The following is a 26,821-nucleotide window of genomic DNA, read 5'->3' as shown; positions in this document are numbered from 1 at the left end:
ACTAAGGCGTGGCCTCATGAAGCGCACAGCCGGCCAGGACCGTTCGATCACCACCAAGTGGCGCCCCGCAACCCAGGCGATCCGGGGGGGCACCTGGCGCTCCGAAATGGGCGAGACGTCCGAGGCGCTGTTCCTCACCTCGGGCTACACCTACGACAGCGCCGCGACCGTGGCCGCGCGCTTCGCCGGCGAAGATGACGGGATGACCTATTCCCGCCTCCAGAACCCCACCGTGCAGATGATGGAAGAACGCATCGCCCTGCTCGAAGGCGCAGAAGCTTGCCGCGCACAGGCCAGCGGCATGGCAGCGATGACCACCGCCCTGCTCTGCCAGCTGTCCGCCGGAGATCACGTCGTCGCCGCCAAGGCCGCGTTCGGTTCGTGCCGCTGGCTGGTGGACAACCTGCTGCCGCGCTTCGGCATCCAGGGCACCACGATCGACGCGAGCGACAAAGCCGCGTGGGAAGCCGCAATCCGCCCCAACACCAAGGTGTTCTTCTTCGAAAGCCCGGCCAATCCGACGATGGACGTGGTCGATCTCGAATTCGTCTGCTCGCTGGCGAAGAAGCACGGCATCGTCACCGTGGTCGACAATGCCTTCGCCACCAGCGCGCTTCAGCGCCCGATGGATTTCGGCGCCGATGTCGTCGCCTATTCCGCGACCAAGATGATGGACGGGCAAGGCCGCGTGCTGGCCGGTGCGGTCTGCGGCTCGGCCGATTTCATCAACAACGTGCTGCTGCCGTTCCAGCGCAATACCGGTCCCAACTGCGCGCCGTTCAACGCGTGGGTCGTGCTCAAGGGCCTTGAAACGCTCGACCTGCGCATCCACCGCCAGAGCGAAAGCGCACTCAAGGTCGCGACTTTCCTGGAAAAGCGCGTCCCCCGGCTGCTCTACCCGTTCCTGCCCAGCCACCCGCAGCACGAACTGGCGAAGAAGCAGATGAAGGCCGGCGGGCCGATCTTCTCGTTCGACCTCGACGGCGGCCGGCCGCAGGCGCACGGATTGCTCGATGCGCTGGAACTGATCGACATCTCGAACAACATCGGCGATTCGCGCTCGCTGATGTGCCACCCGGCGTCGTCCACGCACCACGGCGTCGGCCCGGAAACCCGCGCCGACATGGGTGTGGGTGAGGGGATGCTGCGACTCAACGTGGGACTCGAGGATCCGGATGACCTGATCGAGGATCTCGATCAGGCATTGACCAAGGTCGGCCTCTAAGCCACTCTGAACAAGGCGGTATTTGTCCGTTTGCATTGCCCCCGCGAGCGCCTACAGTGTTCGCGGGCGGGATGGCATCGGAGCACGCGCATTGCTGGCGGAAGCCCACTTATCTGCAATCATCCAGTCCTCCGACGACGCGATCATCAGCAAGCGGCTGGACGGCACGGTCATCAGCTGGAATCCCGGTGCAACCCGCATCTTCGGCTTCACCGAGGAGGAGATGGTCGGGCAATCGATCCGCAAGGTCATCCCGCATGACAGGCAGGACGAGGAGGACGATATCCTCGCCCGCATCGGTCGGGGCGAACGTGTCCGCAGCTTCGAGACGATCCGCCAGCGCAAGGACGGCAGCTCGCTACGCGTCTCGCTAACCGTCTCGCCGATTCTCGATCCCGATGGGCGGATTGTCGGCGCCAGCAAGATCGCCCGCGACGTGACCGAGCGCCACGCGGCCGAGGAAGCGCTCAAGGAAACCGGGCTGAAGTTCCGGATGCTGGCGGACAATATCTCGCAGCTGGCCTGGATCGCCGCGCCGGACGGCGGGCTGACCTGGTACAACAAGCGCTGGTACGACTATACCGGCACGCAGTTCCAGCAGATGCGGGGCTGGGGCTGGGAAGCGGTGCATCACCCCGACCACCTGGACCGCGTGCGAGAGCATTTCTCGATCTGCATCGCATCGGGCACCGAATGGGAAGACACCTTCCCCTTGCGCGGCGCCGATGGCGCCTACCGCTGGTTCCTCTCGCGCGCGAAACCGATCCGCGACGACGCGGGCGAGATCATCCATTGGTTCGGCACCAACACCGACGTCACCGAACTGCTCGAAAAGGAAGAGCAGATCCGGGTCCTGCTGATGGAAGTGAACCATCGCTCGAAAAACATGCTGTCGGTGGTGCAGGCGCTGGCCCGCCGATCAGGAGGAGGCGACGCCAGTTTTCTCGAACGCTTCGAGAAACGCCTCGCCAGCCTTTCCGCCAATCAGGACCTGCTGGTGCGGCGCGGCTGGGCCACCATCCCGATGGAGGAACTGGTCGATGCGCAGCTGGCGATTCTGGGCCGTGAAAGCAGGGGTCTCGTCAAGACCTGCGGCCCTGCGGTCGATCTTTCCCCGCGAAGCGCCGAGATCATCGGCATGGCGCTGCACGAACTGGCCACCAACGCGCTGAAGTACGGCGCGCTGTCGAAATCCGGCGGGGAAGTCTGGCTATCGTGGGAAGTGACCGCGGCAGACCGCTTCGTGGTCGAATGGCGCGAAACCGGTGGCCCGACGGTCGTGCCGCCGAATGCCAGCGGTTTCGGCACCACGCTGATCCGGCACATCCCGTCGCGCAGCCTCAAGGCCGAGGTGGTACTCGACTATGCCCCCGAAGGACTGCTGTGGCGGCTCGACTGCGACGCGAAAGTCGCGCGCAGCCTCGTCTCCTGATCTGAAACGCTCAGCCGGCGGCCGTGCCGCTGGCGGCGTCGGCCGGGGATTGCACCGCGGCGGCACCTTCCAGCTTCGCGAGACGCTCCTTGAGCGCGTCGACTTCTTCGCGCGCGGTGGCGGCCATTTCCTTCACCGCCTCGAACTCCTCGCGGCTGACGAAGTCCATGCCGCCGAACACTTCGCGCAGCTTTTCACGCGCGGTGCCGCCGGCTTCACGGCCCATGCCGGCGAAGGTGCCGGCGGCGCTGTTCACCAGCTTCACGAAATCGGCGATCAGCGGGTTCTCGCTCTGCATTGTCTGCCCTTTGAATGAATGTCCGGCACCGCGAGACCGCGAGCGCCATCATGCGGAGGCCTAAATGGGCTTCGCATCCGCCGCGCGCAAGCCCGCCGCCTTACAACTCGACGCGGACGGCCGCGCCGGATTCCTCGACCTGCTCGGCGCCGGGATTCAGTTCCACGAACTGCCAGTTCAGCACCGCCGCAAAGCAGGTCCACGCCAGATAGGGCAGCAGCAGCACCCCGGCCAAAGGCCGGATGCGCGTGAACAGCACCACCGTCAGCAGGACGGCCAGGATCATCCCCGCGATGATCCACAGCGCCGCGCCTGGCCGGTGCAGCGCGAAGAACACGGGGCTCCACGCCAGATTGAGTGCCAGCTGGACCACGAACACCCCGATGGCGAGGCCGCGCCCGCGTGCCCCCCATGCCGCGATGATCATCGCCAGCGCGATGCCCATCAGCACATAGAGCACCGACCACACGATGGCGAAGGTCACTGGCGGGGGATAGATCGCGGGTTTGTTCAGGGCATCGAACCAGGCGTTGCCCGGGCCGCTGCCGGCGGTGCGCCCCGAAAGCAGCCCAAGACCCAGCACGAGCGGTACGGTGAACAGCGACCAGCGCAGCAGGCTGGCGCGAAGTTGCGCAGGAGAAGCCAAGTATCTCATCGTACCGGAACCAGCCACCCCCTCGATTCGCCCCATTAACCTTGTGATATTGGCGAGGCCGCAGCGTTCGCGCAATCGCTGTCACTGGCGCTGTCACTGGTTCCTTTACTAAGACCGTCATTGTCAGCGGGGCGCAAGGCGGAAATCAGGAACTCCACGTTGCCTTCGGGGCCGGTGATCGGGCTTTGCGCGATGCCCTGAACTTGCCAGCCCTCGCTTTCCAGCCACGCGCGCACTTCCTCGCAGACGCGCGCGTGCAGCGCAGGGTCGCGCACCACGCCGCCCTTGCCCACTTCACTGCGTCCCACCTCGAACTGCGGCTTGATCAGCGCGACCAGCCGCGTCGGCCGCGTGGCGAGCGCCAGGGGCACTTCCAGCACCTTGCGCAGGCCGATGAAGCTCGCATCGCACACCACCCAGGTTGCGGAGCGATCGATGTGCCCCGGCGTCAGCACGCGCGCGCTGGTCTGTTCCAGCACGGTGACGCGCGGGTCCTGTCGCAGCTTCCACGCCAGCTGATTGGTGCCGGAATCGACCGCGAAGACGTGCTCTGCCCCGTTCTGGAGCAGCACGTCGGTAAACCCGCCGGTCGAACTGCCGATGTCCATCGCGGTGACACCCGCCGGATCGAGCGCGAAGTGCGCGATGGCATGGGCCAGCTTGATCCCGCCGCGCGAAACCCACGGATGATCGCGCCCGCGCACGTCGAGCGGCGCGTCGGGGAACAGCGCCTGGCCGGCCTTGGCGATCTTGGTCTCGCCTGAAAAGACGAGGCCGGCGAGGATCAGCGCCTGCGCGCGCGCGCGGCTTTCGACAAGACCGCGCTCGACGAGCAACTGGTCGACGCGGACTTTCGTCCTGGCGGGCGCTTTGGGGGGACGGGTTGAGGTCACGCAGCGTCTCTTCCATAAGCCGGGCATGAAGATCAACCGCGCGCATCTGCCGCTCCTCGTTATTGCCGCCCTGGCCGGCTGCGTCGCGGCCCCGCCGCCTCCTCCCCCGCCGCCGCCGGCGCCGCCCGCACGGCCCGCTCCGCCGCCGCCCTCGCCCCCGCCGCCCCGTGACTGGCGCGATGCGGCGCAGACCCCCGGCACCTGGAGCTACGGCCCCATCCCGGGCGGCAGCATGGCGCGTTTCGGGGCAGCGGGCGCAGAACCGCTCGTCTCGCTGCGCTGCGACACGGCGGCCCGCACCGTCACCGTGCTGCGCGCCGGTGCAGCCGCTTCCCCCGTGCCGGCCACCATCACCACGTCGAGCGAAAGCCGTCCGCTCAGCGCCTCGCCGCTGGCCGGCGCGGCCGCACCGGTGGTCGCCATCCCCTTTGCCGCCAATGACCGGCTGCTCGATGCCATGGCCTTCAGCCGGGGCCGCTTCGTGGTCGATGTGAATGGACTGCCGACGCTCTATCTGCCCGCGTGGGCGGAGGTTGGCCGCGTCGTGGAGGATTGCCGCTAGCGCCGGAAGCAGGGCGGCGAGCGCGCCCGGAACGCGGCGCGAAGTCTCTATCCTGACGGCAAAATAATTTCATGCAAGACTTGTTGTTGCCCGGCGAATGACTCACATTGGCGTCAAGATCGGTGAGCGGCCCACCCCTCCCGGTCCAGCCGCGAAAGCGGTGACTTTGGCTCAACAGCGCGAAAGGAGGTGATCCGATGTCTCATGGTTCAGCAGAGAGGTCGGTACAGTCCCGCGCGGAGCATTATCGCTGAATTTCGATTAAGCGATAAAGGCTTCGTGGGCGGCACTTCCGGCCGCTGACCATGCGAAGGGCCGCTCCGGATTGACCGGCGCGGCCCTTCACATTTATTACATTCCCCTTGCGTCTGGCGCAACAATCGTTCACCGAACGCGCCTTCATGCCGACTCCAGTGCAAGGATTTCTTCCCATGGCGACGACCGCCGAACCCAGCCTTTCCTTCACGCGCCACCCTCACCCCGCCCCGCTGGGCGTGGATGCGCGGACGGCAGTGTTGGCGGACCCGGGCTTCGGCCGCGCCTTCACCGACCACATGGTCGAAATCGACTACACCGAGGGGCGCGGCTGGCATGATGCTCGCATCATTCCCTATGGCCCGATCGCGCTCGATCCCGCCTCCGCGGTGCTGCACTATGCGCAGGAAATTTTCGAAGGACTGAAGGCCTACCGCCTTGCCGATGGCGGCATCGCGCTGTTCCGGCCCGAAGCCAACGCCGCGCGTTTCAACGCCTCCGCCCGCCGGCTCGCCATGCCCGAACTGCCCGAGGACGTCTTCGTCGAGGCCGTGCGCCAGCAGGTGCTGACGGACAAGGACTGGTTCCCCACGGTCGAGGGCGGCTCGCTCTACCTGCGGCCCTTCATGTTCGCGTCGGAGGCGTTCCTGGGCGTGCGCCCGTCGAAGCAGTACAAGTTCCTCGTCATCGCCAGCCCTGCGGGCAACTACTTCAAGTCCGGCGCACCGGCGGTGTCGATCTGGGTTTCGGACTACACCCGCGCCGCGCCCGGCGGCACGGGTGCGGCCAAGTGCGGGGGCAACTATGCCGCCAGCCTTGTTCCCACCGCCGAAGCGTTCGAGCGGGGGCACGACCAGGTGCTGTTCCTTGATGCGGCCGAGCACAAGTGGGTCGAGGAACTGGGCGGCATGAACCTGTTCTTCGTGTTCGACGACGGCTCCATCCTGACCCCGGAACTGACCGGCACGATCCTGCCCGGCATCACCCGCGAAAGCCTGCTGAAGCTGGCCGCCGAGGAAGGGCTGACCGTGCGCGAAGGGCGTTACAGCCTCGACCAGTGGAAGGCTGACGCCGCATCGGGCAAGCTCATCGAAACCTTCGCCTGCGGCACCGCGGCGGTGGTGACGCCGGTGGGCAAGGTGGCCAGCCGCGACGGCGAATTCGTGATCGGATCGGGCGGTCCGGGCCAGCTGACGCAGAAGCTGCGCCAGAAGCTCGTCTCGATCCAGCGCGGCGAAGCGCCCGACACCCACGGCTGGGTCGAGCGCATCGCCTGAACGACACCTAAAGGCACCTAAAGGCACCTGACCCCGCCTGACGGCGCCGGACGGGCACGGAGAAACGACATGACCATATCCTTCGCGGGCCGCGTCGCCATCGTGACCGGCGCCGGTGGCGGCCTCGGCCGCGACTATGCGCTCGAACTCGCCCGGCGCGGCGCGAAGGTGGTGGTCAACGATCTGGGCGGCTCGCGCGACGGCACCGGACACTCCGACGCCGCGCTCAAGGTGGTGGAGGAAATCACCGCCGCCGGGGGCGAGGCCATGGCCAATGGCGGGTCGGTCACCGAATACGAGCAGATGGTCGAGATGGTCGCCAAGACCCGCGAGAAGTGGGGCGGGGTCCACATCCTGATCAACAACGCCGGCATCCTGCGCGACAAGAGCTTCACCAAGATGGAGCCGGCGGATTTCGAGCTGCTGGTCAAGGTGCACCTGACCGGATCGGCCTTCGCCACCAAGGCGGTGTGGGACACCATGCGCGAGCAGGGTTATGGCCGCATCCTGATGACGTCTTCGTCCACCGGGCTGTTCGGCAACTTCGGGCAGGCGAACTATGGCTCGGCCAAGCTGGGCGTCGCCGGGCTGACCAAGACGCTCTATCTGGAAGGCGCGAAGTACAACATTCGGGTCAACACGCTGGCCCCGGTGGCGGCGACGCGGCTGACCGAGGACATCTTCCCCGAAGAAGCCTTCGCCGCGTTCTCCACCGACAAGGTCGTTCCCGCCGCGCTGTTCCTGGTTTCGGAAGATGCGCCGACCAACATGATCGTGGGCGGCGGCGGCGGCGCGTTCCATTGTTCGTGGATCACGATGAACCCGGCGGTGGTACTGCCGCCGCAGGAGCAGACCGTGGAAGGCTTCGCTGCGGCGTGGGACCGCATTTCCGATCGTTCGGGCGACTTCGTGCCGCAATCGGGCGGCGACCAGAGCCGCGTGATCCTGACCGCGCTGGCCGAGGCGATGAAGGCCTGAGGCGCGGGGCGCTCAGCGCCCGACAGGCGCGCAGGTGCCATGGACGGCGCCGGCCAGTTGCATCGTCCGGAGCCGCGCAGTGACTTCTTGGGCGGTGAGCGGCCTTGCCGCCCCGCTTGCCGGATCGATGAGCAGCGGCGCCGCGCACGACGGCGGCGGCGGCGCGGCGCCCGGACCGGGCGGCAGAGTGAGCAGCATGGTGGACGCCGCATCGCGGTAAAGCACGCGCAGCACGGGCTGGCCTTCCTCCCGCGGGTGCCGGGGCGCGGCGGGCGGTTTCGCCGAGCAGCCGCCCAGCACCGCCAGCGATAGCGCGAGCAGGCAGCGATGCGGGCGAATGGTCAGTCCTCGACGACCTTGAGCAGCTTGCGCTCCAGCGGGGACAGCACGCCCGAGAGGTCGTGCCCACGCTTGAGCACCTGCCCCGCTTCTCCGAACAGAGTCCACATCCCCTGCCGTGCGCGCAAAGACGGGCGCTTTTCGATCCGTGCGGTGGGACGCTCCGCCGTGCGGCGAAAAGCCGAGAAGCTGGCCGCCTCCCGGTCGAAGCCCATGGCATAGTCGCGCCAGATGCCGGCGGCGACCATGCGGCCGTAGAGATCGAGAATGCGCATCAGTTCGGCGCGGTCGAAACCGACCTGCGGCTGGATGCGGGCGGGGTGCAGCGGAACGACATTTCCGGCCACGAAACCCGCAGGATCGGAACCGGGCGCGCTCAGCTGCGCGTCCTCCGCCGCGATGCCGTCGGCTCAGGCTCGGGCGTGGTGCCGTTTTCCCGCGCGAGCAGCGCCGCGACCTGCGCCTTGAGCGCGGCGACTTCGGATTCCAGTTCATCCACGCGGGAGCCGCCGTCGGGTTCGCACGGCTCCTTGCACGGCGTGCCATAGGGGATGAAGTCCTTGAGCCAGGTTTCGACCGGCACCAGCGTGGAACGCGCCTTCAGCCCGATCATCGTCGCGCCTTCGGGCACGTCGTCGGTGACCACTGCATTGGCGCCGACACGCGCGCGCGCGCCGACCGTGATCGGACCGAGCACTTGGGCGCCGGAGCCGAGAATCACGTTGTCGCACAAGGTGGGGTGCCGCTTGCCGGGGATGCCGTTGGCCGGGTTGGTGCCGCCCAGCGTGACACACTGGTAGATCGTGACGTTGTCGCCGATCTCCGCAGTCTCGCCGATCACGGTGAAACCGTGGTCGATGAACAGGTTGCGCCCGATCTTCGCGCCCGGGTGAATGTCGATCGCGGTCAGGAAGCGCGAGAAGTGATTGACGAGGCGCGCAAGGAAATAAAGCTCCGCCTCGAACAGCCAGTGCGCAACGCGGTGCAGGCCCACGGCCCACAATCCCGGATAGAGCAGGATTTCCCAGCGCGAGCGCGGTGCCGGATCGCGGGCACGGATCGAGTCCAGATAGGCGACAAGGCTGTTGAACATGGCCCCGTGATCCTCCCTCTTTTCATCGTTGGACGCAAGCGCGCCGCAAACCGCCCTGAACCAGGCCCCCAAAGCACCCGATCAGAGCAATCGGGGCTGCCACTGGCCATCGGCATGGCCATGAACGCGCTCCGCCAGGGCGTCGCGTGCGAGCGATATGGTGACGGGCGCCTTGCGCTCAAGGGATAGGCGGTCGATTGTTTCGACCAGCGCTTCCGCCGCGGCATGGCTGCGCTCGATCCGGGGCAGGAGCCATGCGAGCACGCCCTCCCCCAACACCAGGCCGCGCCGGGCAGCATGATCCTCGATCAGCGCGCGCAGCAGTTCGTCGTCGGGCGCGGCAATCTCTATCAGCAGGGCCGCGCCGAGCCGCGAGGCGAGATCGGGCAGCGCGATGTGCCACGCCCCCGGCAACCTGCTGCTGACCAGCAGCAGGGGGCGGCCTTCTGCCTGGGCGCGGTTCCAACGGTGAAACAGCACGTCCTCGGGCAGGCGGTCGGCATCGTCGATCGCATCGCCGCCCGTGCCCTGCGCGAACCAGCGCGCCAGCAGGCTCTTGCCCGAACGCGACGGCCCGGCGAGAATCGCGGTGCGGAAAGGCCAGTCCTCGGACGCGGCCAGCGCGGCCAGCACCGGTCCCAGCGACGGCCCCGAAACGATCGTCTCGGCGCTCGTCGCGGTGACGAGGGGAAGCGCGAACTGCGTCATGGCCGGAACAAGGCGTGGGAACGGACCAGGATCCGCCTACTTGCGGATGCTGAGCGCCCCGGCCCCTTGCGTGACCTTCCAGCCCTGCGCACGCAGGGCCGCGGCAAGCGCGTCGAGATCGCCGGCGTAGGTCACCCGCATGACCGAGGTGCCGCCGATGGCGATGGAACTGGTCGCGGCGCCCTGCACCCCGGCCACGGCGCGCACGCCGGACAGGCCGGCATCGACCGCCGCCGCATCGGGCGTGGAAAACTGGATGGTCACGCTGGTGACCGGCGCCGCGGCGGTGGCGGCGGCGGCGGGCGCGCCCGCGGGGGCAGCGCCGGCAGCAGGCGCGGCGGCGGCCGGCCCCATCTTCGCCAGCGCTTCCTCGATCAGCTTGGGATCGATTACGGGCTGCATGTTGAGCGTGGCATCGGGCGTCAGCCGGCCGGCAGCGAGCGCCTGTCCGTAAAGTCCGTCGAGCCGCTTGACCGCCTGCGCGAGCATCCCGGGGAGCTTGTCCTCGCTCTGGGCGGTCATCTCGAACGAGCCGAGGAAGCGGTTGTCCGGGCCAAAGCGCGCGGTGAAGCTGCCGCGCACCGGGCCGCCCGGCCATTGCCGTTCCAGCCGCGCAATCGGCATGATGACATCGGCCGCACCGAATTCGTCGAGAATCAGGCGCCACCAGTTGCGGCTGCGGCGCGAAAGCTGGCCTTCGGTGAGCAGCAGCGAATCGGCACCCGATCCGTTGGGCCGGACATAATCGATCACCGATTCGCCGGTTCGGAATTCGGCCCAGGCCTTTTGCCAGGGCGTGCGTGTTTCATAGACCGAGGCGACGCCGCCCTGATAGAGCACTGGAATGATCAGCAGCGGCGCGGAATGCACGATCTGGCCCTGCATTCCCAAGTAGCCGCTGGTGCGCGCGCGGTCGAAGATCACGCCCAGCGTGGCGATGTAGCGGTGCGGGCCGACCTGTTCGTTTTCGACCACGATGGCCGACACCATGCCATCGAGCGTTGCGGCATCGAGCGCCGGGGCGGTGCCGCCGCCAAGGCCATTCGACGCCCAGAGCTTTTCCCAGGCCTTGCGCTGGGCGTCCTTCCACCCGGCCGCGCGGGCCGCTTCGGCGTTTTCGCCCGAGGCATTCACCTCGATCCCCGACACCTCGAAATCGCCGTTGCTGGCGATCGGCGGAATGCCGCGATCCCCCTCGATCTGCGCGTAAAGCGCCGCTCCAGCCAGCCCGAGCGCCAGCGTGCCGCCAAGGGCGAGCAGGGCCTTGCGATTCAGCTTCAGTCGATTCGGAAGGCGCAGGACGGCCAAGGGAACTCCGCAAGGATGGCCGCACGTGTGGAAAGGCGGCTCTGGACCCGGCGCTTTTGCCCAAAGGCAAGTGGAAATCCAAGCAGGAAAGCGCTAGGCGGCTGGCCATGGCTTCCGACGACAACAAGCAGCAGTCCTATTCCTACGAACAGGCAGGGGTAAACATCGCCGCCGGCAACGCGCTGGTGAAGGCCATCGGGCCGCTCGCGAAATCGACCGCGCGGCCCGGTGCCGACGCCGAGCTGGGCGGATTCGGCGGGTTCTTCGACCTGAAGGCGGCGGGCTACAAGGACCCGTTGCTGGTGGCCGGGAACGACGGCGTGGGCACCAAGGTGAAGCTCGCGATCGATCACGACCGGCATGATGCCATCGGCATCGACCTTGTCGCCATGTGCGTGAACGACCTGATCGTGCAGGGCGCGGAACCGCTGTTCTTCCTCGACTACTTCGCGACGGGCAGGCTCGACAACGGCGTGGCCGAGCGCGTGGTCGCGGGCATCGCCGATGGCTGCAAGCTAGCCGGCTGCGCCCTGATCGGCGGCGAAACCGCGGAAATGCCGGGAATGTACGCCGATGGCGACTATGACCTTGCCGGCTTCTGCGTGGGCGCGGTGGAACGCGGCGAGCAGCTGACCGGCGACAAGGTGGCCGCAGGCGACGTGCTGCTCGGCCTCGCCTCCTCGGGCGTCCACTCGAACGGCTATTCGCTGGTCCGCCGACTTGCCGCGGACAAGGGCTGGAAGCTCGACCGGCCGGCGCTGTTCGACAACGAGCGCCTGCTGATCGAATACCTGATCGAGCCGACGCGAATCTACGTGAAGAGCCTGCTGCCGTTCATTCGCGCCGGCCGCATCCATGCGCTGGCGCACATCACCGGCGGCGGACTGCTCGAGAACGTGCCTCGCGTGCTGCCCAAGGGCCTTCACGCCCGGATCGATGCCGACAGCTGGGAGCAGTCGCGCCTGATGGCGTTCCTCCAGGCGCAGGGCAACATCGAGCCGAAGGAAATGGCGCGCACGTTCAACTGCGGCATCGGCATGGTGCTGGCGGTGGCAGCGGACGAGGCGGACCAACTGGCCCGCGACCTTGGCCACGCCGGCGAGACCGTGTTCCGCATCGGCGAGATCGTGGCGGGCGAGAAGGGCTGCACCGTGTTCGGCGGCGCCGAGGCCTGGTCCGCACGCGAACCGTGGGAAGCGGTGCATCTTGGCTGAACGGGCGAAAGTCGCCGTCCTGATTTCGGGCAGCGGCACCAACATGGCGGCGCTGCTCTATGCGAGCCGCCTGCCCGATTGCCCGTACGAGATCGTGCTGGTCGCCTCGAACAAGCCCGAGGCGGCAGGGCTGCGGCTGGCCGAAGCGGAAGGCGTCCGCACGTTCGCGCTGCCCCACAAGGGGATGAGCCGCGAGGAGCACGACGCGGCGATGGAAGCCGAAGTGCTGGCGAGCGGCGCGCGCTTCATCGCGCTGGCGGGCTATATGCGGATCCTGTCGGAAGAGTTCGTGGCGCGGTGGGACGGGCGGATGGTCAACATCCATCCCTCGCTGCTGCCCAGGTATACCGGGCTGCACACCCACCAGCGCGCGATCGACGCGGGCGATTCGCATGGCGGGTGCACCGTCCATCTGGTGACGGCCGATCTCGACGAAGGCCCGGTGCTAGGGCAGGTGCCGGTGGCGATCCAGCCGGGCGACACGGCGGATACACTGGCAGCGCGCGTGCTGATCGCCGAGCACCAGCTATATTCGCGGTGCCTTGCCGCGCTGGCGGCGCAGGGCACGTCTCCGGAATGGCTGACGGCGCAAGTGCGCGCGCGCGCGATGGCGCTGCCCGAGGCGGAAGAGACGCTCAGCCACGGCATGGCCTGCTTCGGCATCATCAAGGGCAAGAAGTTTGCCTATGTCTCCAGCGATCACCATGGCGACGGGCGCGTCTCGCTGCTGGTCAAGATCAGCGGGCTCGACGAGCAGGAACAGCTGATCGAAAGCGATTCGACCCGGTTCTTCCGGCCGGCCCATTTCGGCGATGGCTGGATCGCGATCCGGCTCGATCATGGCGAGACCGAATGGGACGACATCGCCGAATGGCTCCAGCGCAGCTGGACCGCGGTGGCGCCGCGCAGGTTTGCCGCGATGATGGAATTCTAGAGGCCAGGCCCATGCCGTTCGCCGTCAATGCCATGCGCCGCGTCTATGCCCACGCGGCGGTGCAGGCGTTCGTCGAGGCGAGCGGCGGCATTTTCATCGTCGGCTTCCTCGCCAGCCGGGGCCTGTCCTATCCTGCCGCGCTGGCGAGCTTCGCCGCGATCCTGCTGTCGCGCTTCGCCATGCGCGGCGCGGTGCTGCCGCTGGCGCGCCGGCAAGGGCTGAAAGCGGTGGTGCTGGCGGGCATCGCGGTGCGCGCGGCCGGCTTCCTGATGCTGCCTTTCGTCACCGACGTGGGCCCGATGCTGGCGCTGTTCGTGATCGTCACGGGCTTTGGCAGCGTGCTTTACTGGACCGGCTGGCATGCCTTCGCCTCGGCGCTGGGTGATAGCGCGACCGGCGGGCGGCAGGTATCGATCCAGCAGGCGACGACCGCCGTGGTCGGCATCGCCGCGCCGGTGGTGGGCGGCTTCCTGCTCGCGCGCGCCGGCGCCCTGACCGGCTTTGCCGCCATCGCCTGGATCCAGGCGATGGGTGCGCTGCCGCTGCTGCGCGCGCCCAACCCGCGCGTGGCCGAGGGTGTCGTTCTCGACCGCGCGCTGACCCGCTTCGCCCGGCGGCTCTATTTCGCCGAGGGATTCGGCACAGGCTGCGCGGTGGTCATCTGGAACCTTGCCCTGTTCGCCGCGCTGGGCGAGCGGTTCGAGGCGTTCGGCGGTGCGCTGGCGCTGGCCGGCCTTGCCGCAGCAGCGGGCAGCCTTGTCATCGGACGGCTGATCGACGGCGGCCACCCGCTGCGCTCGGTGGCGCTCGCCTATGGCGCGGCGGCACTGGCCATCGCGGTCAAGGCAGGGGTCGTCGCCGCAGGCAGCCCCGCGGCTCTGGCGATCGGGGCGACGGCGCTGGGCGCGCTGGTCATGCCGATGACCGCGACCGCGATGCTCGCGCCTCTCTATGCCATGGCGCGCCATTCCAACTGCACGCTGCGCTTCAATATGGTGACCGAAGGCGGATGGGACCTGGGCTGTTCGGCCGCATGCCTCGCCGCTGCCGCCGCGCTCCATGCCGGAGCCGGATTCGCCGTGCCGATCCTGACCGGGCTGGTGGCAGTGGCGACCATCGCCGCGCTGCTGCGGCGATGGTATCGCGGTGGCGATCAGATTTCCGAGGAATCAACCACCGGCCGGCTTTCCCGCGTGCCGCGATAGCGCACCTCCGGGTCGCTGGGATCGCCCGCGATCACGACGTGGTCCACGTGGACTTCCAGCAAAGTGCCCACGAACGGCATTCCATCGAAACTGCCGCCGCCGATCCGGTAGCTGACCACATCGCCCACCTTGAAAGTGGCGGCATCGAAGTTGAACTCGAACGGGCAATCGCCCTGTCCCATGCCTTGCATTCATTCTCTCCCGTTTCGGGAGGAGATAGCCGCTTGTCCGCGCGGGACAAGGGGATCGCCGGGTTGCCAAAACGAAAAGGGCCGGAGGATTCCCCCCGGCCCTTTCGCATTCGGCGATCCTTGCGGGATCAGCCGACGATTTCTTCGGGCTTGAAGAAGTAGGCGATCTCGATCGCGGCGTTCTCATCGCTGTCCGAACCGTGAACGGTGTTGGCTTCGATCGATTCGGCCAGTTCCTTGCGGATCGTGCCCGGCTCGGCATTGGCGGGGTTGGTGGCGCCCATGATGTCGCGGTTGCGCTGCATGGCGTTCTCGCCTTCGAGCACCTGCACGACGACCGGGCCCGAGATCATGAATTCAACCAGTTCGCCGAAGAAGGGGCGTTCCTTGTGGACCGCGTAGAAGCCTTCGGCCTGCTCGCGGGTCATGTGGATGCGCTTCGAAGCAACGACGCGCAGGCCCGCTTCTTCAAGCATCTTGGTGACGGCGCCGGTCAGGTTGCGGCGCGTGGCGTCGGGCTTGATGATCGAAAAGGTGCGGGTAACCGCCATGAGATGTTCCTCGGTGTTTTGGGAGATTTGTTGCGCGCGCCCCTAGCGGGGATTGTGCTGCACTGCAAGGTTGCGCGGATCTCCGCGCGGCTCAGCCCTTCGGCTTGACCTCTTCCCAGCCACGCTCGCCCTGCCGCCAATAGCGCAGGTCCGCGCCTTCGCGGCCGCGCAGCGCTTTCCATGTGGCGCGCGCATCATCGACCTGTGCCGGCGGGAACAGCAGGAAGGCGCGCTCCATGCCGTCCATGTCGCGAAACACGCCATCGGCGCAGGCGAGATAAGTCGCGCCGTTGGCGGCTTGTGGCTGGTCCGACAGCAGGATCGGCTGGCGCGCATCGTGCCCCCCGCCTGCGCGGCCATGCGCGAGGAAAGTGTCGGGCAGGCGGGTCCACAGCGCCTCGTCGATCCGGGCGAGCTGGGCATCGTCGTGCGAGACGACCAGCAGTCGCGCGCCCGCACCCAGCGTCGCGCGCGCAATCAGCGGCAGCACCAGTTCGGCTGGATCGCGGGTCAGCTGATAGAAATCGACGCGCATCAGGCGCTGACCTTCCCCTTCCCGCTGCGGCAGCGGTCGGAACAGAACTTCACGTTGTCCCAGTCGCGCTCCCACTTCTTGCGCCACGTGAACGGCAGGCCGCAGGCGGCGCAAGTCTTTGTCGGGAGATCAGACTTGCGCCGCATTTTCGGCATTGGGAGAGCCTTACGCTTCCAGCACGTCGCGGACGTAGCGGTCGAGCAGGCGCACGCCGAAGCCGGTCGCACCCTTGGCATGCGTGGCGCCAGGCTTGTCGATCCAGACAGTGCCCGCGATGTCGAGATGCGCCCAGGCCACGCCCTTGTCGATATAGCGCTGGAGGAACTGCGCGGCGGTGATCGAACCGCCATAGCGCGGGCCGACGTTCTTCATGTCGGCGATCGGGCTGTCGATCAGCTTGTCATAGGCAGGACCGATCGGGAAACGCCACAGCTTGTCGCCGCTGGCCTTGCCCGCCGCATCGAGTTGGCTGGCGAGCAGATCGTCGTTGGAGAACATGCCGGCATGTTCGTGGCCCAGCGAGATGATGATCGCGCCGGTCAGCGTGGCGAGGTCGACGATGGTGGCGGGGGCATATTCCTTCTGCACCCAGGTCAGCGCGTCGCACAGCACAAGCCGGCCTTCGGCATCGGTGTTGATGACTTCGATCGTCTGGCCCGACATCGAGGTAACGACGTCACCCGGACGCTGCGCGCCGCCATCGGGCATGTTCTCGACAAGGCCGCACACGCCGATCACGTCGGCCTGCGCCTTGCGCTTCGCCAGCGCGAGCATGGTGCCCGCAACCGCAGCGGCGCCGCCCATGTCCCACTTCATGTCTTCCATGCCCGCGGCCGGCTTGATCGAGATGCCGCCGGTGTCGAACGTCACGCCCTTGCCCACGAAGGCGGTCGGCCTGGTGCCGGCCTTGCCCTTCCAGCGCATGGCGAGAATGCGCGGCTCGCGCACCGAACCTTGCGACACGCCGAGCAGCGCCCCCATGCCGAGCGCGGTCATTTCCGCCTTGCCGAGCACGACGATCTCCACGCCCGTGCCTTCGAGGCGAGCGCGGCAGCGTTCGACGAAGCTTTCGGGGTAGATCACGTTCGCCGGCTCGGTCACCAGTTCGCGCGTGAATTCGACGCCTTCGGCCACCGCACTTTCGATTTCCCATGCGGCCTCGGTGCCGTCCGGCGCGTCGATCGCGGCAATGGCGGCAAGGCTCGGCTTGTGATCGTCGGCCAGCTTGGTGCGATAGACATCGTGGCGCCAGCCGCGCAGGCGCGCGCCGGTGAGCACCGCGACGGCTTCATCGGCGGTGAGGCCGCTGCCGGCAAAATCGATGCCGAGCGCCGTCTCGCCCGAGGTGATGTACTTGGCCGTCAGCGCACCGCCCGCGCGTTCGAGCGCGGCAAGGCGGCCCGAAGCGCCGGGTTCGCCGCTGCCCGCCAGCGCGTGACGCACCAGTCCGCCTTCGCCCCCGGTGAAATATTCGAACACCTGACCGGCCTTGCCGGTGAAGCGCGAGACGGCGGCGGCTTCGCGCGCGGTGCCGTCGATGTCCGCCGGGAGCGCGCCTTCCGCAACGATGCGGGCGACGAGGCGGGGGCGGCTGTCGCTGCCCTTGCGGAATTCAACGGTCATGTCACGGCTCCTGTCGGAAAGCGACCACGGCCGGGCGCACCGGGGTGCAAGCTGCGGCAGGGGGCGCAAATTGTTGGTTTGCAGTTAGGGCGCGCCGGTGCGATAGGCAAGCTCATGCAACCCGCCGCGCGGCCGCTGCCGCAAGCCTTTTCCCGATGCTTGCGCCTGCGCCGCTTGGCCGCGGGCGCTTCGCTTGCCGTTCTTTCGCTGATGCCGCACGGTGAGGCGCTGGCGCAGGACACCCCTGCCGGTGCGCCGGCGCCTGTCCCGGCCTCCGCCCCGGCCCCCTCCCCGGCCCCCTCCGCGCCCGAGGAGATCCGCTTCGAGGCGGACCGGCTGCAGTATGCCAACGATTCGGACACGGTGACCGCCGCCGGCAACGTGGTGCTGCGGCGCGAGGACCAGACGGTGCGCGCGGATACAGTGACGTGGAACCGCAAGTCCGGCCAGATCGAGGCCAACGGCAATATCCGCTTCGTCGATGACAGCGGCAACGTGCTCTATACCGACAAGGTCGAGCTGACCGACGAACTGAAGGCCGGCGCGATCGAGGACATGCTGCTGGTGCTGCGCGAAGGCGGCAGGCTGGCAGCGCAGAGCGGCGAGCGCGACGAGAAGGGCAACCTCGTGCTGCACAACGCCGCCTATTCGGGCTGCGCGGTGGAGGACGAGAACGGCTGCCCCAAGAAGCCGAGCTGGGAAATCACCGCCGTGCGCGTCAGCTACGATGCGGCGGACAAGCGCGTGAAGTACGAGGGCGCCACGCTCCATATGTTCGGGGTGCCGTTGCTGCCCCTGCCGGGGCTTGGCCACACCAGCGATTTCCGCGCCGAAACCGGCCTGCTGATCCCCGACCTGCGGCTGGGCGCGTCCAACGGCGTGGAAATTTCCGACACCTGGTACTGGCGCATCGCCGACAACAAGGACCTGGCGCTTACCGGCTATGTCTATACCGGCGCGTTGCCGATGGTCTCGGCGCGCTATCGCCAGCTGACCGACCTCGGCGCCTACCAGATCACCGGCTACCTGACGCGAAGCTCGCGCATTCTCGTCGGCAGCGGGACGACCACGCTGACGGACACCTCGGCCAACCGTTTCCGCGGCTATTTCGAGGCGAACGGCCGCTTCCAGCTGAGCGACAAGTGGAGCGTGACGGCCTATGGCCGCTACGCCAGCGACCGCACCTTCCTGCGCCGCTACGACATCAGCCGCGACGACCGGCTGCGCTCCTCGGTCAATCTGGAACGGATCGACGACGACAGCTACTTCAGCCTGGCAGGCTGGGCGATCCAGACGCTGCGCGTGGGCGACACGCAGGGCCAGGTGCCGGTGGCGCTGCCCAGCCTGGAATATCGCCGGCGGATCGACGCACCGCTGGGCAAGTTCGAGATCGAGGCCAACAGCCTGGCCATCACCCGCACCAGCGGGCAGGACACGCAGCGCGCATTTGCCCGCGCGCAATGGGACCTGCGCACCATCACCGGGATGGGCCAGGAAGTGACGTTCACCGGACTGGTGCGCGGCGATGTCTATCACAGCGACGAGAACGCGCTGACCACCAACGCCGCCTATCGCGGCAATCCCGGCTGGCAGACGCGCGGCGTCGCCACCGCGGCGGTCGACGTGAAGTGGCCGCTGATCGGCAGCCTGCTGGGCGGGACGCAGGTGCTGACCCCGCGCGTGCAGATCGTGGCCACGCCGCACGTCCGCAACATCTCTATTCCCAACGAGGATTCGCGTTCGGTCGATCTTGAAGATTCGAACCTGTTCGCGCTCAACCGCTTCCCCGGCAACGACCGGATCGAGGATGGCGCGCGCGTGACATATGGCGTCGACTGGCAGCTGACGCGGCCGGGCTGGCGCGTTTCCACCACGATCGGGCAAAGCTATCGCCTGTCCAAGGACCAGACCCTGCTGCCCGACGGCACCGGCCTTGCCACGCGTGTGTCCGATATCGTGGGGCGGACCGACGTCCGCTTTCGCGACGTGGTGCAGCTGACCCACCGCTTCCGGCTCGACAAGGACACGCTGGCGCTGCGCCGCAACGAGTTCGACGCGACCATCGGCAGCCACCGCACATATCTGGAAGTCGGCTATCTCAAGCTGAACCGGAACATCGCCTCCAGCTTCGAGGACCTGCGCGACCGCGAGGAACTGCGCGCCGCGGGCCGCGTGGCCTTCGCCAAGTACTGGTCGGCCTTCGCCTCGGCGGTCATCAACCTGACCAACAAGGACGAGGACCCCACCAACACGTCGGACGGGTTCCAGATGCTGCGCCACCGCATTGGCATCGCCTATGCCGACGATTGCCTCGACCTGTCGTTCACCTGGCGCCGCGACTATGTGACCACGGGTGACGCGAGCAAGGGCAATGCCTTCCAGCTGAGCCTCTCGCTGCGCAACCTCGGCACCAAGTGACGCGGCCCGCCAGCCGGGTGGCAGCCCCGGGAAACGCCTGCGCGGCTGCTTTTCCCCGGATTCGCTTTCCTGCCCGTTGCAATCCGGCTATCGGCACGTCACTCAGCTTTGGTTAAGCCGGAAACCCCGATTTCCCGGCGGAACGAGGGGTGCTTCCTGGCGCCCGCATCGACAGGATGTTCTGATTGCCATGAAGCGTAGTTCCCGCCTGTTTTCCACGTTCGGCCGCTCCGTCCTGCTGCTGGGCCTCGCGGCGACCGTGTCCGCCCCGCTGGCGACCACGGCGGCGAACGCGCAAGGTGCGGCCGCCGCGCCCGGCGCAGCGCCCGCCCCGGCGGCGGCTCCGCCCGCGCCCAGCGATGCCAGCGGTCAGCTCAACATCCCGGCCAACCTCAAGATCTTCGGCAAGAGCGATCCCAACATGCGCCGCGCCACCGCGGTCGTGAACGGCGAGATCATCACCGGCACCGACATCGACCAGCGCCTGGCGCTGATCGTCAATGCGAACGGCGGCAAGGTGAACCCCGAGGAGCAGGAACGCCTGCGCCTGCAGGTGCTGCGCAACCTGATCGACGAGACGCTGCAGATCCAGGAAGCCAAGGCGGCGGACATCGACGTGTCCGACGAAGAGGTGATGGAAACCTTCACCCGCGTGGCCCAGCAGAACTTCGGCAAGGACGTCGCCGCGCTCGACAAGTTCCTGACGCAGATCGGCTCGTCCGGCGCTTCGCTCAAGCGCCAGATCAAGGGCGAAATGGCCTGGCAGCGCCTGCTGCGCCGCAACGTGCAGCCGTTCATCAACGTCTCGGACGAAGAAGTCCGCGAAATGATGGACCGGCTCAAGGCCGCGAAGGGCACCGAGGAATATCGCATCGGCGAGATCTACCTCTCGGCCACCGACGAAAACCGCACGCAGGTGGAAGCCAACGCCGCCAAGATCGTCGAGCAGCTGAAGCAGGGCGGCAGCTTCGTCGCCTATGCGCGCCAGTTCTCCGAAGCCTCGACCGCCGCGGTTGGCGGCGATCTGGGCTGGATCAAGCTCGCGCAGCTTCCCGCCGAACTCGGCACCGTGGCCGGGCAGATGAACCCGGGCCAGCTCGTCGGGCCGGTTCCGGTCAGCGGCGGCTATTCGATCCTCTACATGATCGACAAGCGCCAGGTGCTGACCGCCGATCCGCGCGATGCGCTGCTCAGCCTCAAGCAGATCTCGATCAGCTTCCCCAAGGGCACCAGCGAGAAGGACGCGACCGCCAAGGCCGCGAACTTTGCCGCCGCGGTCAAGGCCGTCCACGGCTGCGGCGAGGCGGAAGCCGCCGCGAGCAAGCTGGGCGCCAGCATCGTCGCCAACGACCAGATCAAGGCGCGCGACCTGCCCGCCGCGTTGCAGGAAATGCTGCTCAAGCTTTCCGTCGGCGAATCGACCCCGCCTTTCGGCTCGATCGACGACGGCGTGCGCGTGCTGCTGCTGTGCGGGCGCGACGATGCGAAGGAAGCGTCCGGCCCCAACTTCGAGCAACTGCAGTCGCAGATGGAGGACGACCGCGTGAACAAGCGCGCGCAGACCTACCTGCGCGACCTGCGCCGCGACGCGGTGATCGAATACGACTGATCCGGCGGGCTTTCCGCCCGGACCGAACCCGGCTAGGCCGCAGGGCATGACCAACCCGTCTGCCCTGCACCCGCTGGCCATCAGCATCGGCGATCCCGCCGGCGTTGGCCCCGAGCTGATCTGTGCCGCCTGGGCGCTCAGCGCCACCGCCGCGCTGCCGCCGTTCTTCGCCGTGGGCAGCAAGCGCGTGCTGGAAAAGGCGGCGCGGCGCCGGGACCTGCATATGAAGGTCAGGGCCATCACCTCCCCGGACGAGGCTGCCGCCGTGTTCGACGGTGCCTTGCCGGTGCTCGATCTGGGGGAAACGGACTATACCCCCGGCGCGCCCGACGATGCCGGCGCGCAGCTCGCGCTCGATGCGCTGGCGACCGCGACAAGGCTGGTGCGCGAAGGCATGGCCGGCGCACTGGTGACGGGACCGATCGCCAAGAGCCGACTGGCCCGCGTGGGCTTCACCCATCCCGGCCAGACCGAGTTCGTCGCCGAAGCCTGCGGCGTTTCGGCCGAGGACGCGGTGATGATGCTGGCCGGGCCGTCGCTGCGGGTGGTGCCGATCACCGTCCACGTCGCGCTGCATTCGGTGCCGGGCCTGCTGACCACCGATCTGATCACCCGCCGCTCGACCATCGCCGCCGCCGCGCTACGCCGCGACTACGGCATCGCCCGGCCGCGCCTTGCGGTGGCCGGGCTGAACCCGCACGCCGGCGAAGACGGGCGCATGGGGCACGAGGATGCCGCCGTGATCGCCCCCGCGGTCGCCGCCTTGCAGGCGCAGGGCATCGACGCGCGCGGGCCCTTGCCGGCCGACACCATGTTCCATGCCGCCGCTCGCGAAACGTATGACGTGGCGATCTGCATGTACCACGATCAGGCGCTGATCCCGATCAAGGCGCTCGATTTCGACGAGGGCGTCAACGTCACGCTCGGCTTGCCGATCGTGCGGACATCGCCCGATCACGGCACCGCTTTCGCCATTGCCGGCACCGCCACCGCCCGTCCCGGCGCCACGGTCGCCGCTATCCGCATGGCAGGCGAATGCGCACGCCGGAGGCACGCATGACCGATCAGCCCGACCTTTCCGCCAGTCTTCCGACCGCGCTTCCCAATCCCGACCTTCCGCCGCTGCGCGAGGTGGTCAATCGCCACGGGCTGATCGCGACCAAGGCGCTGGGCCAGAACTTCCTGTTCGACGAGCAGCTGCTCGGCCGGATCGCGGCTGTGCCCGGCAAGCTGCGGGGACAGAACGTGCTGGAAGTCGGCCCCGGTCCCGGCGGCCTGACCCGGGCGCTGCTGCGCGCCGGCGCCAACGTGACCGCGATCGAAATGGACAGGCGCTGCCTGCCCGCGCTGGCCGAACTGGCGGAGGCCTTCCCCGGCCAGCTGCGCGTGATCGAGGGCGATGCGACCAAGATCGACCCCGCCACGCTGTTCGACGCGCCGTGGCACGTCGCCGCCAACCTGCCCTACAACGTGGGCACGATGCTGTTCACCGGCTGGCTTTCCGGTCAGGCATGGCCGCCGCAGTGGCGCTCGCTGACGCTGATGTTCCAGCTGGAAGTGGCCGAGCGGATCATCGCCCGGCCCGGATCCGACGCCTATGGCCGGCTGGCGGTGCTGGCGCAGTGGCGCGCCACCCCGCGCATCGCGATGAAAGTGCATCGCAGCGCCTTCACCCCGCCGCCCAAGGTCATGTCGGCGATCGTCCACGTCGAGCCGGCAGCCATGCCCGAAGGCGTTTCGGCGCGGATGCTGGAGCGCGTGACCGAGGCCGCGTTCGGCCAGCGGCGCAAGATGCTGCGCCAGTCGCTGAAGGGCCTGCCCGGCGCGCTGGACGCACTGGAAGTGCTGGGCATCGACGCACAGCGCCGTGCCGAGACACTGGACGTCGCGGAGTTCGTGGCGATTGCCCGGACGCTGACGAAGTAGGGGCGTAGGCCGAGTAAGGCCGCTCACGATACAGGGGCGAGGCTTTCGCCCCGCCCCCTGTGTATCGTCAGGCCGGCTCTGCCACCTTCATCGCCGCCTTCTTCTGCTGCCGCCAGGCGTGCAGCAGCGGTTCGGTATAGCCATTGGGCTGGTCCACGCCCTTGAACACCAGGTCGCAGGCCGCGCGGAAGGCGAAGCTGGTATCCCAGTTGCCGGCCATCGGCTCATAGAGCGCGTCGTCCGCGTTCTGGGCATCGACCTTGGCCGCCATGCGCTTGAGCGAATCCAGCACCTGCGCCTCGCTGGCGATGCCGTGGAGCAGCCAGTTGGCCATGTGCTGGCTGGAGATGCGCAGCGTGGCACGGTCTTCCATCAGGCCGACATCGTTGATGTCCGGCACCTTGGAGCAGCCGACGCCCTGATCGATCCAGCGCACGACATAGCCGAGCAGCCCCTGCGCGTTGTTGTCGAGTTCTTCCTGCACTTCTGCTTCGGACCAGTTGGTGCCTTCGGCCAGCGGGATCGCCAGCAAGGCGTCGAGGCCCGGAGTCTTTTCCTGCGCGACATCGCGCTGGACGTCGAACACGTCGACCTGGTGATAGTGCATGGCGTGGAGCGTCGCGGCGGTGGGCGACGGCACCCATGCGGTGTTGGCGCCGGTCTTCGGATGGCCGATCTTCTGCACCATCATGTCGTGCATCATGTCCGGCGCGGCCCACATGCCCTTGCCGATCTGCGCCTTGCCCGACAGGCCATGCGCGAGGCCGATGCACACGTTGCGCTTTTCATAGGCGGCGATCCAGCCGGAGGCCTTCATCGCGCCCTTGCGGATCATCGCGCCCGCCTGCATCGAGGTGTGGATTTCATCGCCGGTCCGGTCGAGGAAGCCGGTGTTGATGAACACGATGCGGTCGCGCACCTGCTCGATGCAGGCGGCGAGGTTCGCGCTGGTGCGGCGCTCCTCGTCCATCACGCCGACCTTGATCGTGTGGCGGTCCAGCCCGAGCAGGTCTTCCACCGCATTGAACAGGTCGTTGGTGAAGCCGGCTTCCTCCGGCCCGTGCATCTTCGGCTTGACGATGTAGATGCTGCCCGTGCGGCTGTTGCGATGGCGGCCCAGCCCCGTGATGTCGTGCATCGCCGCCGCCGAGGTGATGACCGCGTCCATCACGCCTTCGGGGATTTCAGAGCCATCGGCGAGCAGGATCGCCGGGTTGGTCATCAGGTGGCCGACGTTGCGCACGAACAGCAGGCTGCGGCCCGGCAGCGTGAGCGCACTGCCATCGTCGCGGGTCCATTCCCGGTCGCCGTCGAGCGCGCGGGTCATGGTGCGGCCGCCCTTCTGGAAGCTGGCTTCCAGATCGCCGCGCATCAGGCCCAGCCAGTTGGTGTAGGCGGCAAGCTTGTCCTCGGCATCGACCGCGGCAACCGAATCTTCCAGATCGACGATGGCCGTCAACGCCGCTTCGAGCACGATGTCGGCAATGCCGGCCTTGTCGCTCTTGCCCACGTTGTGCGTGCGGTCGATCACGATCTCGATGTGCAGGCCGTTGTTGCAGAAAAGCAGGCCGCCATCCTTGCGCGCGACGAACTGCGAGGGATCGACCAGCGCGGGCAGGCCCTCGCCGTCCCAGTCGGACCAGCTGGCACCGCCCAGCGGCAGCGTGAGGTCGAGGAAGGCGCGGCCCGCCTTGATCACGGCGGCGCCGCGTTCCGCGTCGTAGCCGCCCGGCTTTGCGGGCGCGGCGTCGAGCGCGTCGGTGCCGTACCATGCGTCATAGAGGCTGCCCCAGCGCGCGTTGGCGGCGTTGAGGACGAAACGGTCGTTGAGCACGGGGACGACCAGCTGCGGCCCCGCCATGCCCGCGATCTCGCGGTCGACGTTCTGCGTGCCGATCAGGAAGTCCTCCGGCTCGGGCACCAGATAGCCGATCTCGGTGAGGAAGGCGCGGTATTCGTCGCCGTCGATGGGCTTGCCCTTGCGCTCGCGGTGCCAGGAATCGATCAGCGCCTGAAGCGCATCGCGCCTGGCCAGCAGCGCGCGGTTTACCGGCACGAAGCGGTCGCACAGCGCGGAAAAGCCCTGCCAGAAAGCCGCAGCTTCAAGGCCCAGCGGGGCGAGCACGCGGTTATCGACGAATTCCGCAAGCAGGCGATCGACGTGGAGGCCGCTCAGCGTGACGCGTTCGTTCATGGATCTCAACTTCCCATTCGCTTCGGTAACAGACGCACGATACCCGAAGCCGCAGCCTGGGTATCGCATGGAATCGAAGATCCTGGGGAGGATGCCCCAGCCTATGCCGCATCGGCGCGCGAATGGCAATCATCCGAAAGTCGCACGGGCTTCACCCCGTGCCCAAGCCGCGCTAGACGGTTACGGATGCAACAGCTTTCCCCCACCGAACGCGCCCTGCTGGAACCGATAGGCGCCGGCGCAATGCTGGCGCAGGTGGAAGGCTGGTGCGCCATCAACACCGGCACGCGCAACCTTGCCGGTCTGGCCGCGCAAGCGGGGCTGCTGGCCGATGCCTTTGCCGCGCTGCCCGGCGAGGTGCGACTGGTCGAGGCCGCCCCGGTGGAAGCCGTGGCAGCCGACGGAACCCGCACGGCGCTGGCACACGGCGCGCATCTGGTGCTGTCGGTGCGGCCCGGCGCCGCACGGCGGTTCCTGCTGACGGGCCACATGGACACCGTCTATCCGGCGGACCACGCCTTCCAGGCGCTGACCTGGCTCGACGGGGAAACGCTGAACGGACCGGGCGTGGCCGACATGAAGGGCGGCATCGCGGTGATCCTCTCCGCGCTCGCCGCGTTCGAGGCCGGCCCGGCGGCGGCCGGTGTCGGATACGACGTGATGATCAATTCCGACGAGGAGACGGGCAGCCTGTCTTCCGCCGCGCTGATCGCCAGTCTCGCGCAGGGCAAGGTCGCGGCGCTCACTTACGAGCCGTCCGCGCTGCCCGACGGCACACTGGCCGGCGCGCGTGGCGGCAGCGGCAACTTCTCCGCCATCGTCACCGGGCGGTCGGCGCACGCGGGGCGCAATCCGCAGGACGGGCGCAACGCGCTGGTCGCGGCGGCGGATCTCGCGCTGCGGCTGAAGCACATGGAAACGGCCGGACTTTCGATCAACCCGGCACGGATCGACGGCGGCAGCGCCAACAACGTGGTGCCCGATCATGCCGTGCTGCGCTTCAACATCCGCCCGCGCGAGGAGGCCGATGCCGAACGCTTTTCACGCGCGATCCACGGCCTGATCCGCGAGATCGAAACCGAGCACGAAGTGGAGGTCCACCTCCATGGCGGGATCACCCGCCCGCCCAAGCCGCTGACACCGGAGGCCGAGGCGCTGTTCGGGCTGGTGCGAACCTGCGGCGCCGCGCTGGGGCAGAAGATCGGCTGGCAGCCATCGGGCGGGGTCTGCGACGGCAACAACATCGCAGCGCTGGGCGTGCCGGTGGTCGATACGATGGGCGTGCGCGGCGGGGCTATCCATTCGCCGCAGGAATACCTGATCGTGCCTTCGCTGGCGGAGCGCGCGGCGCTTTCGGCGCTGGTGCTGCATCGACTTTCGGGAGGGGAGTAGACCATA

At 67.9% G+C, this 26,821-nt stretch carries 27 protein-coding genes; 13 read left to right on the top strand and 14 right to left on the bottom strand.

The genetic code is table 11. The annotated features are described in order from the left end of the window. Positions 1 to 16: 16 nt before the first annotated feature. Both metZ and OLX02_RS14410 read left to right on the top strand, forming a co-directional pair. The gene (gene metZ / locus OLX02_RS14415; protein WP_264423934.1) at positions 17 to 1,225 is read left to right on the top strand and encodes an O-succinylhomoserine sulfhydrylase; all 1,209 of its coding nucleotides are present in this window, start codon (positions 17 to 19) and stop codon (positions 1,223 to 1,225) included. A 91-nt stretch (positions 1,226 to 1,316) separates the two neighbouring features. Next, positions 1,317 to 2,657, top strand: coding sequence for a PAS domain S-box protein (locus tag OLX02_RS14410; RefSeq protein WP_264423932.1), 1,341 nt, complete (start codon positions 1,317 to 1,319; stop codon positions 2,655 to 2,657). 10 nt (positions 2,658 to 2,667) lie between these two features. Here the strand turns inward: OLX02_RS14410 and OLX02_RS14405 are convergent, their stop codons facing one another. The 3 genes from OLX02_RS14405 to OLX02_RS14395 all read right to left on the bottom strand — a co-directional run bounded on the left by OLX02_RS14405 (position 2,668) and on the right by OLX02_RS14395 (position 4,503). Next, a complete protein-coding gene (locus tag OLX02_RS14405) occupies positions 2,668 to 2,955 on the bottom strand; it encodes an accessory factor UbiK family protein (protein WP_264423930.1) in 288 nt (95 codons plus the stop codon). Positions 2,956 to 3,055: 100 nt separating this feature from the next. Continuing rightward, a complete protein-coding gene (locus tag OLX02_RS14400) occupies positions 3,056 to 3,610 on the bottom strand; it encodes a TspO/MBR family protein (protein WP_264423928.1) in 555 nt (184 codons plus the stop codon). A gap of 35 nt (positions 3,611 to 3,645) precedes the next feature. Beyond that, the gene (locus OLX02_RS14395; protein ID WP_413630297.1) at positions 3,646 to 4,503 is read right to left on the bottom strand and encodes a TlyA family RNA methyltransferase; all 858 of its coding nucleotides are present in this window, start codon (positions 4,501 to 4,503) and stop codon (positions 3,646 to 3,648) included. Positions 4,504 to 4,528: 25 nt separating this feature from the next. On the opposite strand from OLX02_RS14395, the gene OLX02_RS14390 reads away from it, so the two are divergent. The 3 genes from OLX02_RS14390 to OLX02_RS14380 all read left to right on the top strand — a co-directional run bounded on the left by OLX02_RS14390 (position 4,529) and on the right by OLX02_RS14380 (position 7,575). Beyond that, positions 4,529 to 5,065: a hypothetical protein gene (locus OLX02_RS14390; protein WP_264423924.1), complete on the top strand. Its 537-nt coding sequence runs from the start codon at positions 4,529 to 4,531 to the stop codon at positions 5,063 to 5,065. Positions 5,066 to 5,496: 431 nt separating this feature from the next. Continuing rightward, positions 5,497 to 6,597: a branched-chain amino acid aminotransferase gene (locus OLX02_RS14385; RefSeq protein ID WP_264423922.1), complete on the top strand. Its 1,101-nt coding sequence runs from the start codon at positions 5,497 to 5,499 to the stop codon at positions 6,595 to 6,597. A 69-nt stretch (positions 6,598 to 6,666) separates the two neighbouring features. Then, positions 6,667 to 7,575: an SDR family NAD(P)-dependent oxidoreductase gene (locus OLX02_RS14380; protein WP_264423920.1), complete on the top strand. Its 909-nt coding sequence runs from the start codon at positions 6,667 to 6,669 to the stop codon at positions 7,573 to 7,575. A gap of 12 nt (positions 7,576 to 7,587) precedes the next feature. Here OLX02_RS14380 and OLX02_RS14375 read toward each other — a convergent pair whose 3' ends face one another. From OLX02_RS14375 to OLX02_RS14355, 5 genes are all read right to left on the bottom strand, one after another. After that, positions 7,588 to 7,809, bottom strand: coding sequence for a hypothetical protein (locus OLX02_RS14375; RefSeq protein WP_264423918.1), 222 nt, complete (start codon positions 7,807 to 7,809; stop codon positions 7,588 to 7,590). Between the two features lie 107 nt (positions 7,810 to 7,916). Further along, on the bottom strand, positions 7,917 to 8,261 hold the full coding sequence (locus OLX02_RS14370) for a DUF2794 domain-containing protein (RefSeq protein WP_264423916.1): 345 nt from the start codon (positions 8,259 to 8,261) through the stop codon (positions 7,917 to 7,919). A 29-nt stretch (positions 8,262 to 8,290) separates the two neighbouring features. Continuing rightward, positions 8,291 to 9,007, bottom strand: a complete 717-nt coding sequence (gene epsC, locus OLX02_RS14365) for a serine O-acetyltransferase EpsC (RefSeq protein ID WP_264423914.1) — start codon at positions 9,005 to 9,007, stop codon at positions 8,291 to 8,293. An 81-nt stretch (positions 9,008 to 9,088) separates the two neighbouring features. Further along, positions 9,089 to 9,715, bottom strand: a complete 627-nt coding sequence (locus OLX02_RS14360; protein ID WP_264423912.1) for an HdaA/DnaA family protein — start codon at positions 9,713 to 9,715, stop codon at positions 9,089 to 9,091. 36 nt (positions 9,716 to 9,751) lie between these two features. Next, the gene (locus OLX02_RS14355) at positions 9,752 to 11,023 is read right to left on the bottom strand and encodes a heavy-metal-associated domain-containing protein (protein WP_264423910.1); all 1,272 of its coding nucleotides are present in this window, start codon (positions 11,021 to 11,023) and stop codon (positions 9,752 to 9,754) included. Positions 11,024 to 11,130: 107 nt separating this feature from the next. Between OLX02_RS14355 and purM the strand changes: the two genes are divergently transcribed. Genes purM through OLX02_RS14340 form a run of 3 tightly spaced genes read left to right on the top strand, consistent with a single transcriptional unit; the run spans position 11,131 to position 14,376 of the window. Then, the gene (gene purM, locus OLX02_RS14350) at positions 11,131 to 12,237 is read left to right on the top strand and encodes a phosphoribosylformylglycinamidine cyclo-ligase (RefSeq protein WP_264423908.1); all 1,107 of its coding nucleotides are present in this window, start codon (positions 11,131 to 11,133) and stop codon (positions 12,235 to 12,237) included. After that, positions 12,230 to 13,171, top strand: a complete 942-nt coding sequence (purN, locus tag OLX02_RS14345) for a phosphoribosylglycinamide formyltransferase (protein ID WP_264423906.1) — start codon at positions 12,230 to 12,232, stop codon at positions 13,169 to 13,171. Before purM ends, purN begins: the two co-directional genes overlap by 8 nt. Positions 13,172 to 13,182: 11 nt before the next feature. After that, positions 13,183 to 14,376 carry an MFS transporter gene (locus OLX02_RS14340; RefSeq protein WP_264423905.1) on the top strand — a complete coding sequence of 398 codons (1,194 nt, stop codon included), beginning with the start codon at positions 13,183 to 13,185 and terminating at the stop codon, positions 14,374 to 14,376. On the opposite strand, the gene OLX02_RS14335 is transcribed toward OLX02_RS14340, so the two are convergent. The 5 genes from OLX02_RS14335 to OLX02_RS14315 form a co-directional block, all read right to left on the bottom strand. Further along, positions 14,325 to 14,567, bottom strand: coding sequence for a hypothetical protein (locus OLX02_RS14335; protein WP_264423903.1), 243 nt, complete (start codon positions 14,565 to 14,567; stop codon positions 14,325 to 14,327). The genes OLX02_RS14340 and OLX02_RS14335 overlap by 52 nt on opposite strands. A 128-nt stretch (positions 14,568 to 14,695) precedes the next feature. Beyond that, complete coding sequence (gene ndk, locus OLX02_RS14330; protein WP_264423901.1) at positions 14,696 to 15,118, bottom strand: nucleoside-diphosphate kinase; 423 nt, start codon at positions 15,116 to 15,118, stop codon at positions 14,696 to 14,698. Positions 15,119 to 15,209: 91 nt separating this feature from the next. Further along, positions 15,210 to 15,653: a DNA polymerase III subunit chi gene (locus OLX02_RS14325; RefSeq protein WP_264423899.1), complete on the bottom strand. Its 444-nt coding sequence runs from the start codon at positions 15,651 to 15,653 to the stop codon at positions 15,210 to 15,212. Next, positions 15,653 to 15,808 carry a DUF2256 domain-containing protein gene (locus OLX02_RS14320; protein WP_264423897.1) on the bottom strand — a complete coding sequence of 52 codons (156 nt, stop codon included), beginning with the start codon at positions 15,806 to 15,808 and terminating at the stop codon, positions 15,653 to 15,655. Before OLX02_RS14320 ends, OLX02_RS14325 begins: the two co-directional genes overlap by 1 nt. Before the next feature lie 10 nt (positions 15,809 to 15,818). Beyond that, entirely contained in the window at positions 15,819 to 17,276 is a 1,458-nt protein-coding gene (locus OLX02_RS14315; protein WP_264423896.1) for a leucyl aminopeptidase, read from the bottom strand. Between the two features lie 114 nt (positions 17,277 to 17,390). Between OLX02_RS14315 and OLX02_RS14310 the strand changes: the two genes are divergently transcribed. The 4 genes from OLX02_RS14310 (at position 17,391) to rsmA (ending at position 23,229) form a co-directional block, all read left to right on the top strand. Then, a complete protein-coding gene (locus OLX02_RS14310; protein WP_264423894.1) occupies positions 17,391 to 19,694 on the top strand; it encodes an LPS-assembly protein LptD in 2,304 nt (767 codons plus the stop codon). Between the two features lie 190 nt (positions 19,695 to 19,884). Further along, positions 19,885 to 21,303: a peptidylprolyl isomerase gene (locus OLX02_RS14305; RefSeq protein ID WP_264423892.1), complete on the top strand. Its 1,419-nt coding sequence runs from the start codon at positions 19,885 to 19,887 to the stop codon at positions 21,301 to 21,303. A 46-nt stretch (positions 21,304 to 21,349) separates the two neighbouring features. Then, complete coding sequence (gene pdxA, locus OLX02_RS14300) at positions 21,350 to 22,363, top strand: 4-hydroxythreonine-4-phosphate dehydrogenase PdxA (RefSeq protein WP_264423890.1); 1,014 nt, start codon at positions 21,350 to 21,352, stop codon at positions 22,361 to 22,363. Then, the gene (gene rsmA, locus OLX02_RS14295) at positions 22,360 to 23,229 is read left to right on the top strand and encodes a 16S rRNA (adenine(1518)-N(6)/adenine(1519)-N(6))-dimethyltransferase RsmA (protein WP_264423889.1); all 870 of its coding nucleotides are present in this window, start codon (positions 22,360 to 22,362) and stop codon (positions 23,227 to 23,229) included. The genes pdxA and rsmA overlap by 4 nt, the downstream gene beginning before the upstream one ends. A 67-nt stretch (positions 23,230 to 23,296) precedes the next feature. Here the strand turns inward: rsmA and OLX02_RS14290 are convergent, their stop codons facing one another. Next, the gene (locus tag OLX02_RS14290; RefSeq protein WP_264423887.1) at positions 23,297 to 25,423 is read right to left on the bottom strand and encodes a malate synthase G; all 2,127 of its coding nucleotides are present in this window, start codon (positions 25,421 to 25,423) and stop codon (positions 23,297 to 23,299) included. Positions 25,424 to 25,609: 186 nt separating this feature from the next. Between OLX02_RS14290 and OLX02_RS14285 the strand changes: the two genes are divergently transcribed. After that, positions 25,610 to 26,815, top strand: a complete 1,206-nt coding sequence (locus tag OLX02_RS14285) for a hydrolase (protein ID WP_264423885.1) — start codon at positions 25,610 to 25,612, stop codon at positions 26,813 to 26,815. Positions 26,816 to 26,821 lie beyond the last annotated feature (6 nt).

This window comes from Novosphingobium sp. KCTC 2891 (assembly GCF_025938155.1).
Taxonomy (GTDB): domain Bacteria; phylum Pseudomonadota; class Alphaproteobacteria; order Sphingomonadales; family Sphingomonadaceae; genus Novosphingobium.
The sequence above is the reverse complement of the archived record's forward strand: the minus strand, read 5'-3'. Positions and strand labels throughout refer to the sequence as shown.

Bases quoted from the DNA above. Each gene is read 5' to 3' on its own strand.
- metZ (WP_264423934.1), top strand. From the start codon at position 17: ATGAAGCGCACAGCCGGCCAGGACCGTTCGATCACCACCAAGTGGCGC.
- OLX02_RS14405 (WP_264423930.1), bottom strand. From the start codon at position 2,955: ATGCAGAGCGAGAACCCGCTGATCGCCGATTTCGTGAAGCTGGTGAAC.
- OLX02_RS14400 (WP_264423928.1), bottom strand. From the start codon at position 3,610: ATGAGATACTTGGCTTCTCCTGCGCAACTTCGCGCCAGCCTGCTGCGC.
- OLX02_RS14390 (WP_264423924.1), top strand. From the start codon at position 4,529: ATGAAGATCAACCGCGCGCATCTGCCGCTCCTCGTTATTGCCGCCCTG.
- OLX02_RS14385 (WP_264423922.1), top strand. From the start codon at position 5,497: ATGGCGACGACCGCCGAACCCAGCCTTTCCTTCACGCGCCACCCTCAC.
- OLX02_RS14380 (WP_264423920.1), top strand. From the start codon at position 6,667: ATGACCATATCCTTCGCGGGCCGCGTCGCCATCGTGACCGGCGCCGGT.
- epsC (WP_264423914.1), bottom strand. From the start codon at position 9,007: ATGTTCAACAGCCTTGTCGCCTATCTGGACTCGATCCGTGCCCGCGAT.
- OLX02_RS14360 (WP_264423912.1), bottom strand. From the start codon at position 9,715: ATGACGCAGTTCGCGCTTCCCCTCGTCACCGCGACGAGCGCCGAGACG.
- purM (WP_264423908.1), top strand. From the start codon at position 11,131: ATGGCTTCCGACGACAACAAGCAGCAGTCCTATTCCTACGAACAGGCA.
- OLX02_RS14340 (WP_264423905.1), top strand. From the start codon at position 13,183: ATGCCGTTCGCCGTCAATGCCATGCGCCGCGTCTATGCCCACGCGGCG.
- OLX02_RS14335 (WP_264423903.1), bottom strand. From the start codon at position 14,567: ATGCAAGGCATGGGACAGGGCGATTGCCCGTTCGAGTTCAACTTCGAT.
- ndk (WP_264423901.1), bottom strand. From the start codon at position 15,118: ATGGCGGTTACCCGCACCTTTTCGATCATCAAGCCCGACGCCACGCGC.
- OLX02_RS14325 (WP_264423899.1), bottom strand. From the start codon at position 15,653: ATGCGCGTCGATTTCTATCAGCTGACCCGCGATCCAGCCGAACTGGTG.
- OLX02_RS14320 (WP_264423897.1), bottom strand. From the start codon at position 15,808: ATGCCGAAAATGCGGCGCAAGTCTGATCTCCCGACAAAGACTTGCGCC.
- OLX02_RS14315 (WP_264423896.1), bottom strand. From the start codon at position 17,276: ATGACCGTTGAATTCCGCAAGGGCAGCGACAGCCGCCCCCGCCTCGTC.
- OLX02_RS14310 (WP_264423894.1), top strand. From the start codon at position 17,391: ATGCAACCCGCCGCGCGGCCGCTGCCGCAAGCCTTTTCCCGATGCTTG.
- OLX02_RS14305 (WP_264423892.1), top strand. From the start codon at position 19,885: ATGAAGCGTAGTTCCCGCCTGTTTTCCACGTTCGGCCGCTCCGTCCTG.
- pdxA (WP_264423890.1), top strand. From the start codon at position 21,350: ATGACCAACCCGTCTGCCCTGCACCCGCTGGCCATCAGCATCGGCGAT.
- rsmA (WP_264423889.1), top strand. From the start codon at position 22,360: ATGACCGATCAGCCCGACCTTTCCGCCAGTCTTCCGACCGCGCTTCCC.
- OLX02_RS14290 (WP_264423887.1), bottom strand. From the start codon at position 25,423: ATGAACGAACGCGTCACGCTGAGCGGCCTCCACGTCGATCGCCTGCTT.
- OLX02_RS14285 (WP_264423885.1), top strand. From the start codon at position 25,610: ATGCAACAGCTTTCCCCCACCGAACGCGCCCTGCTGGAACCGATAGGC.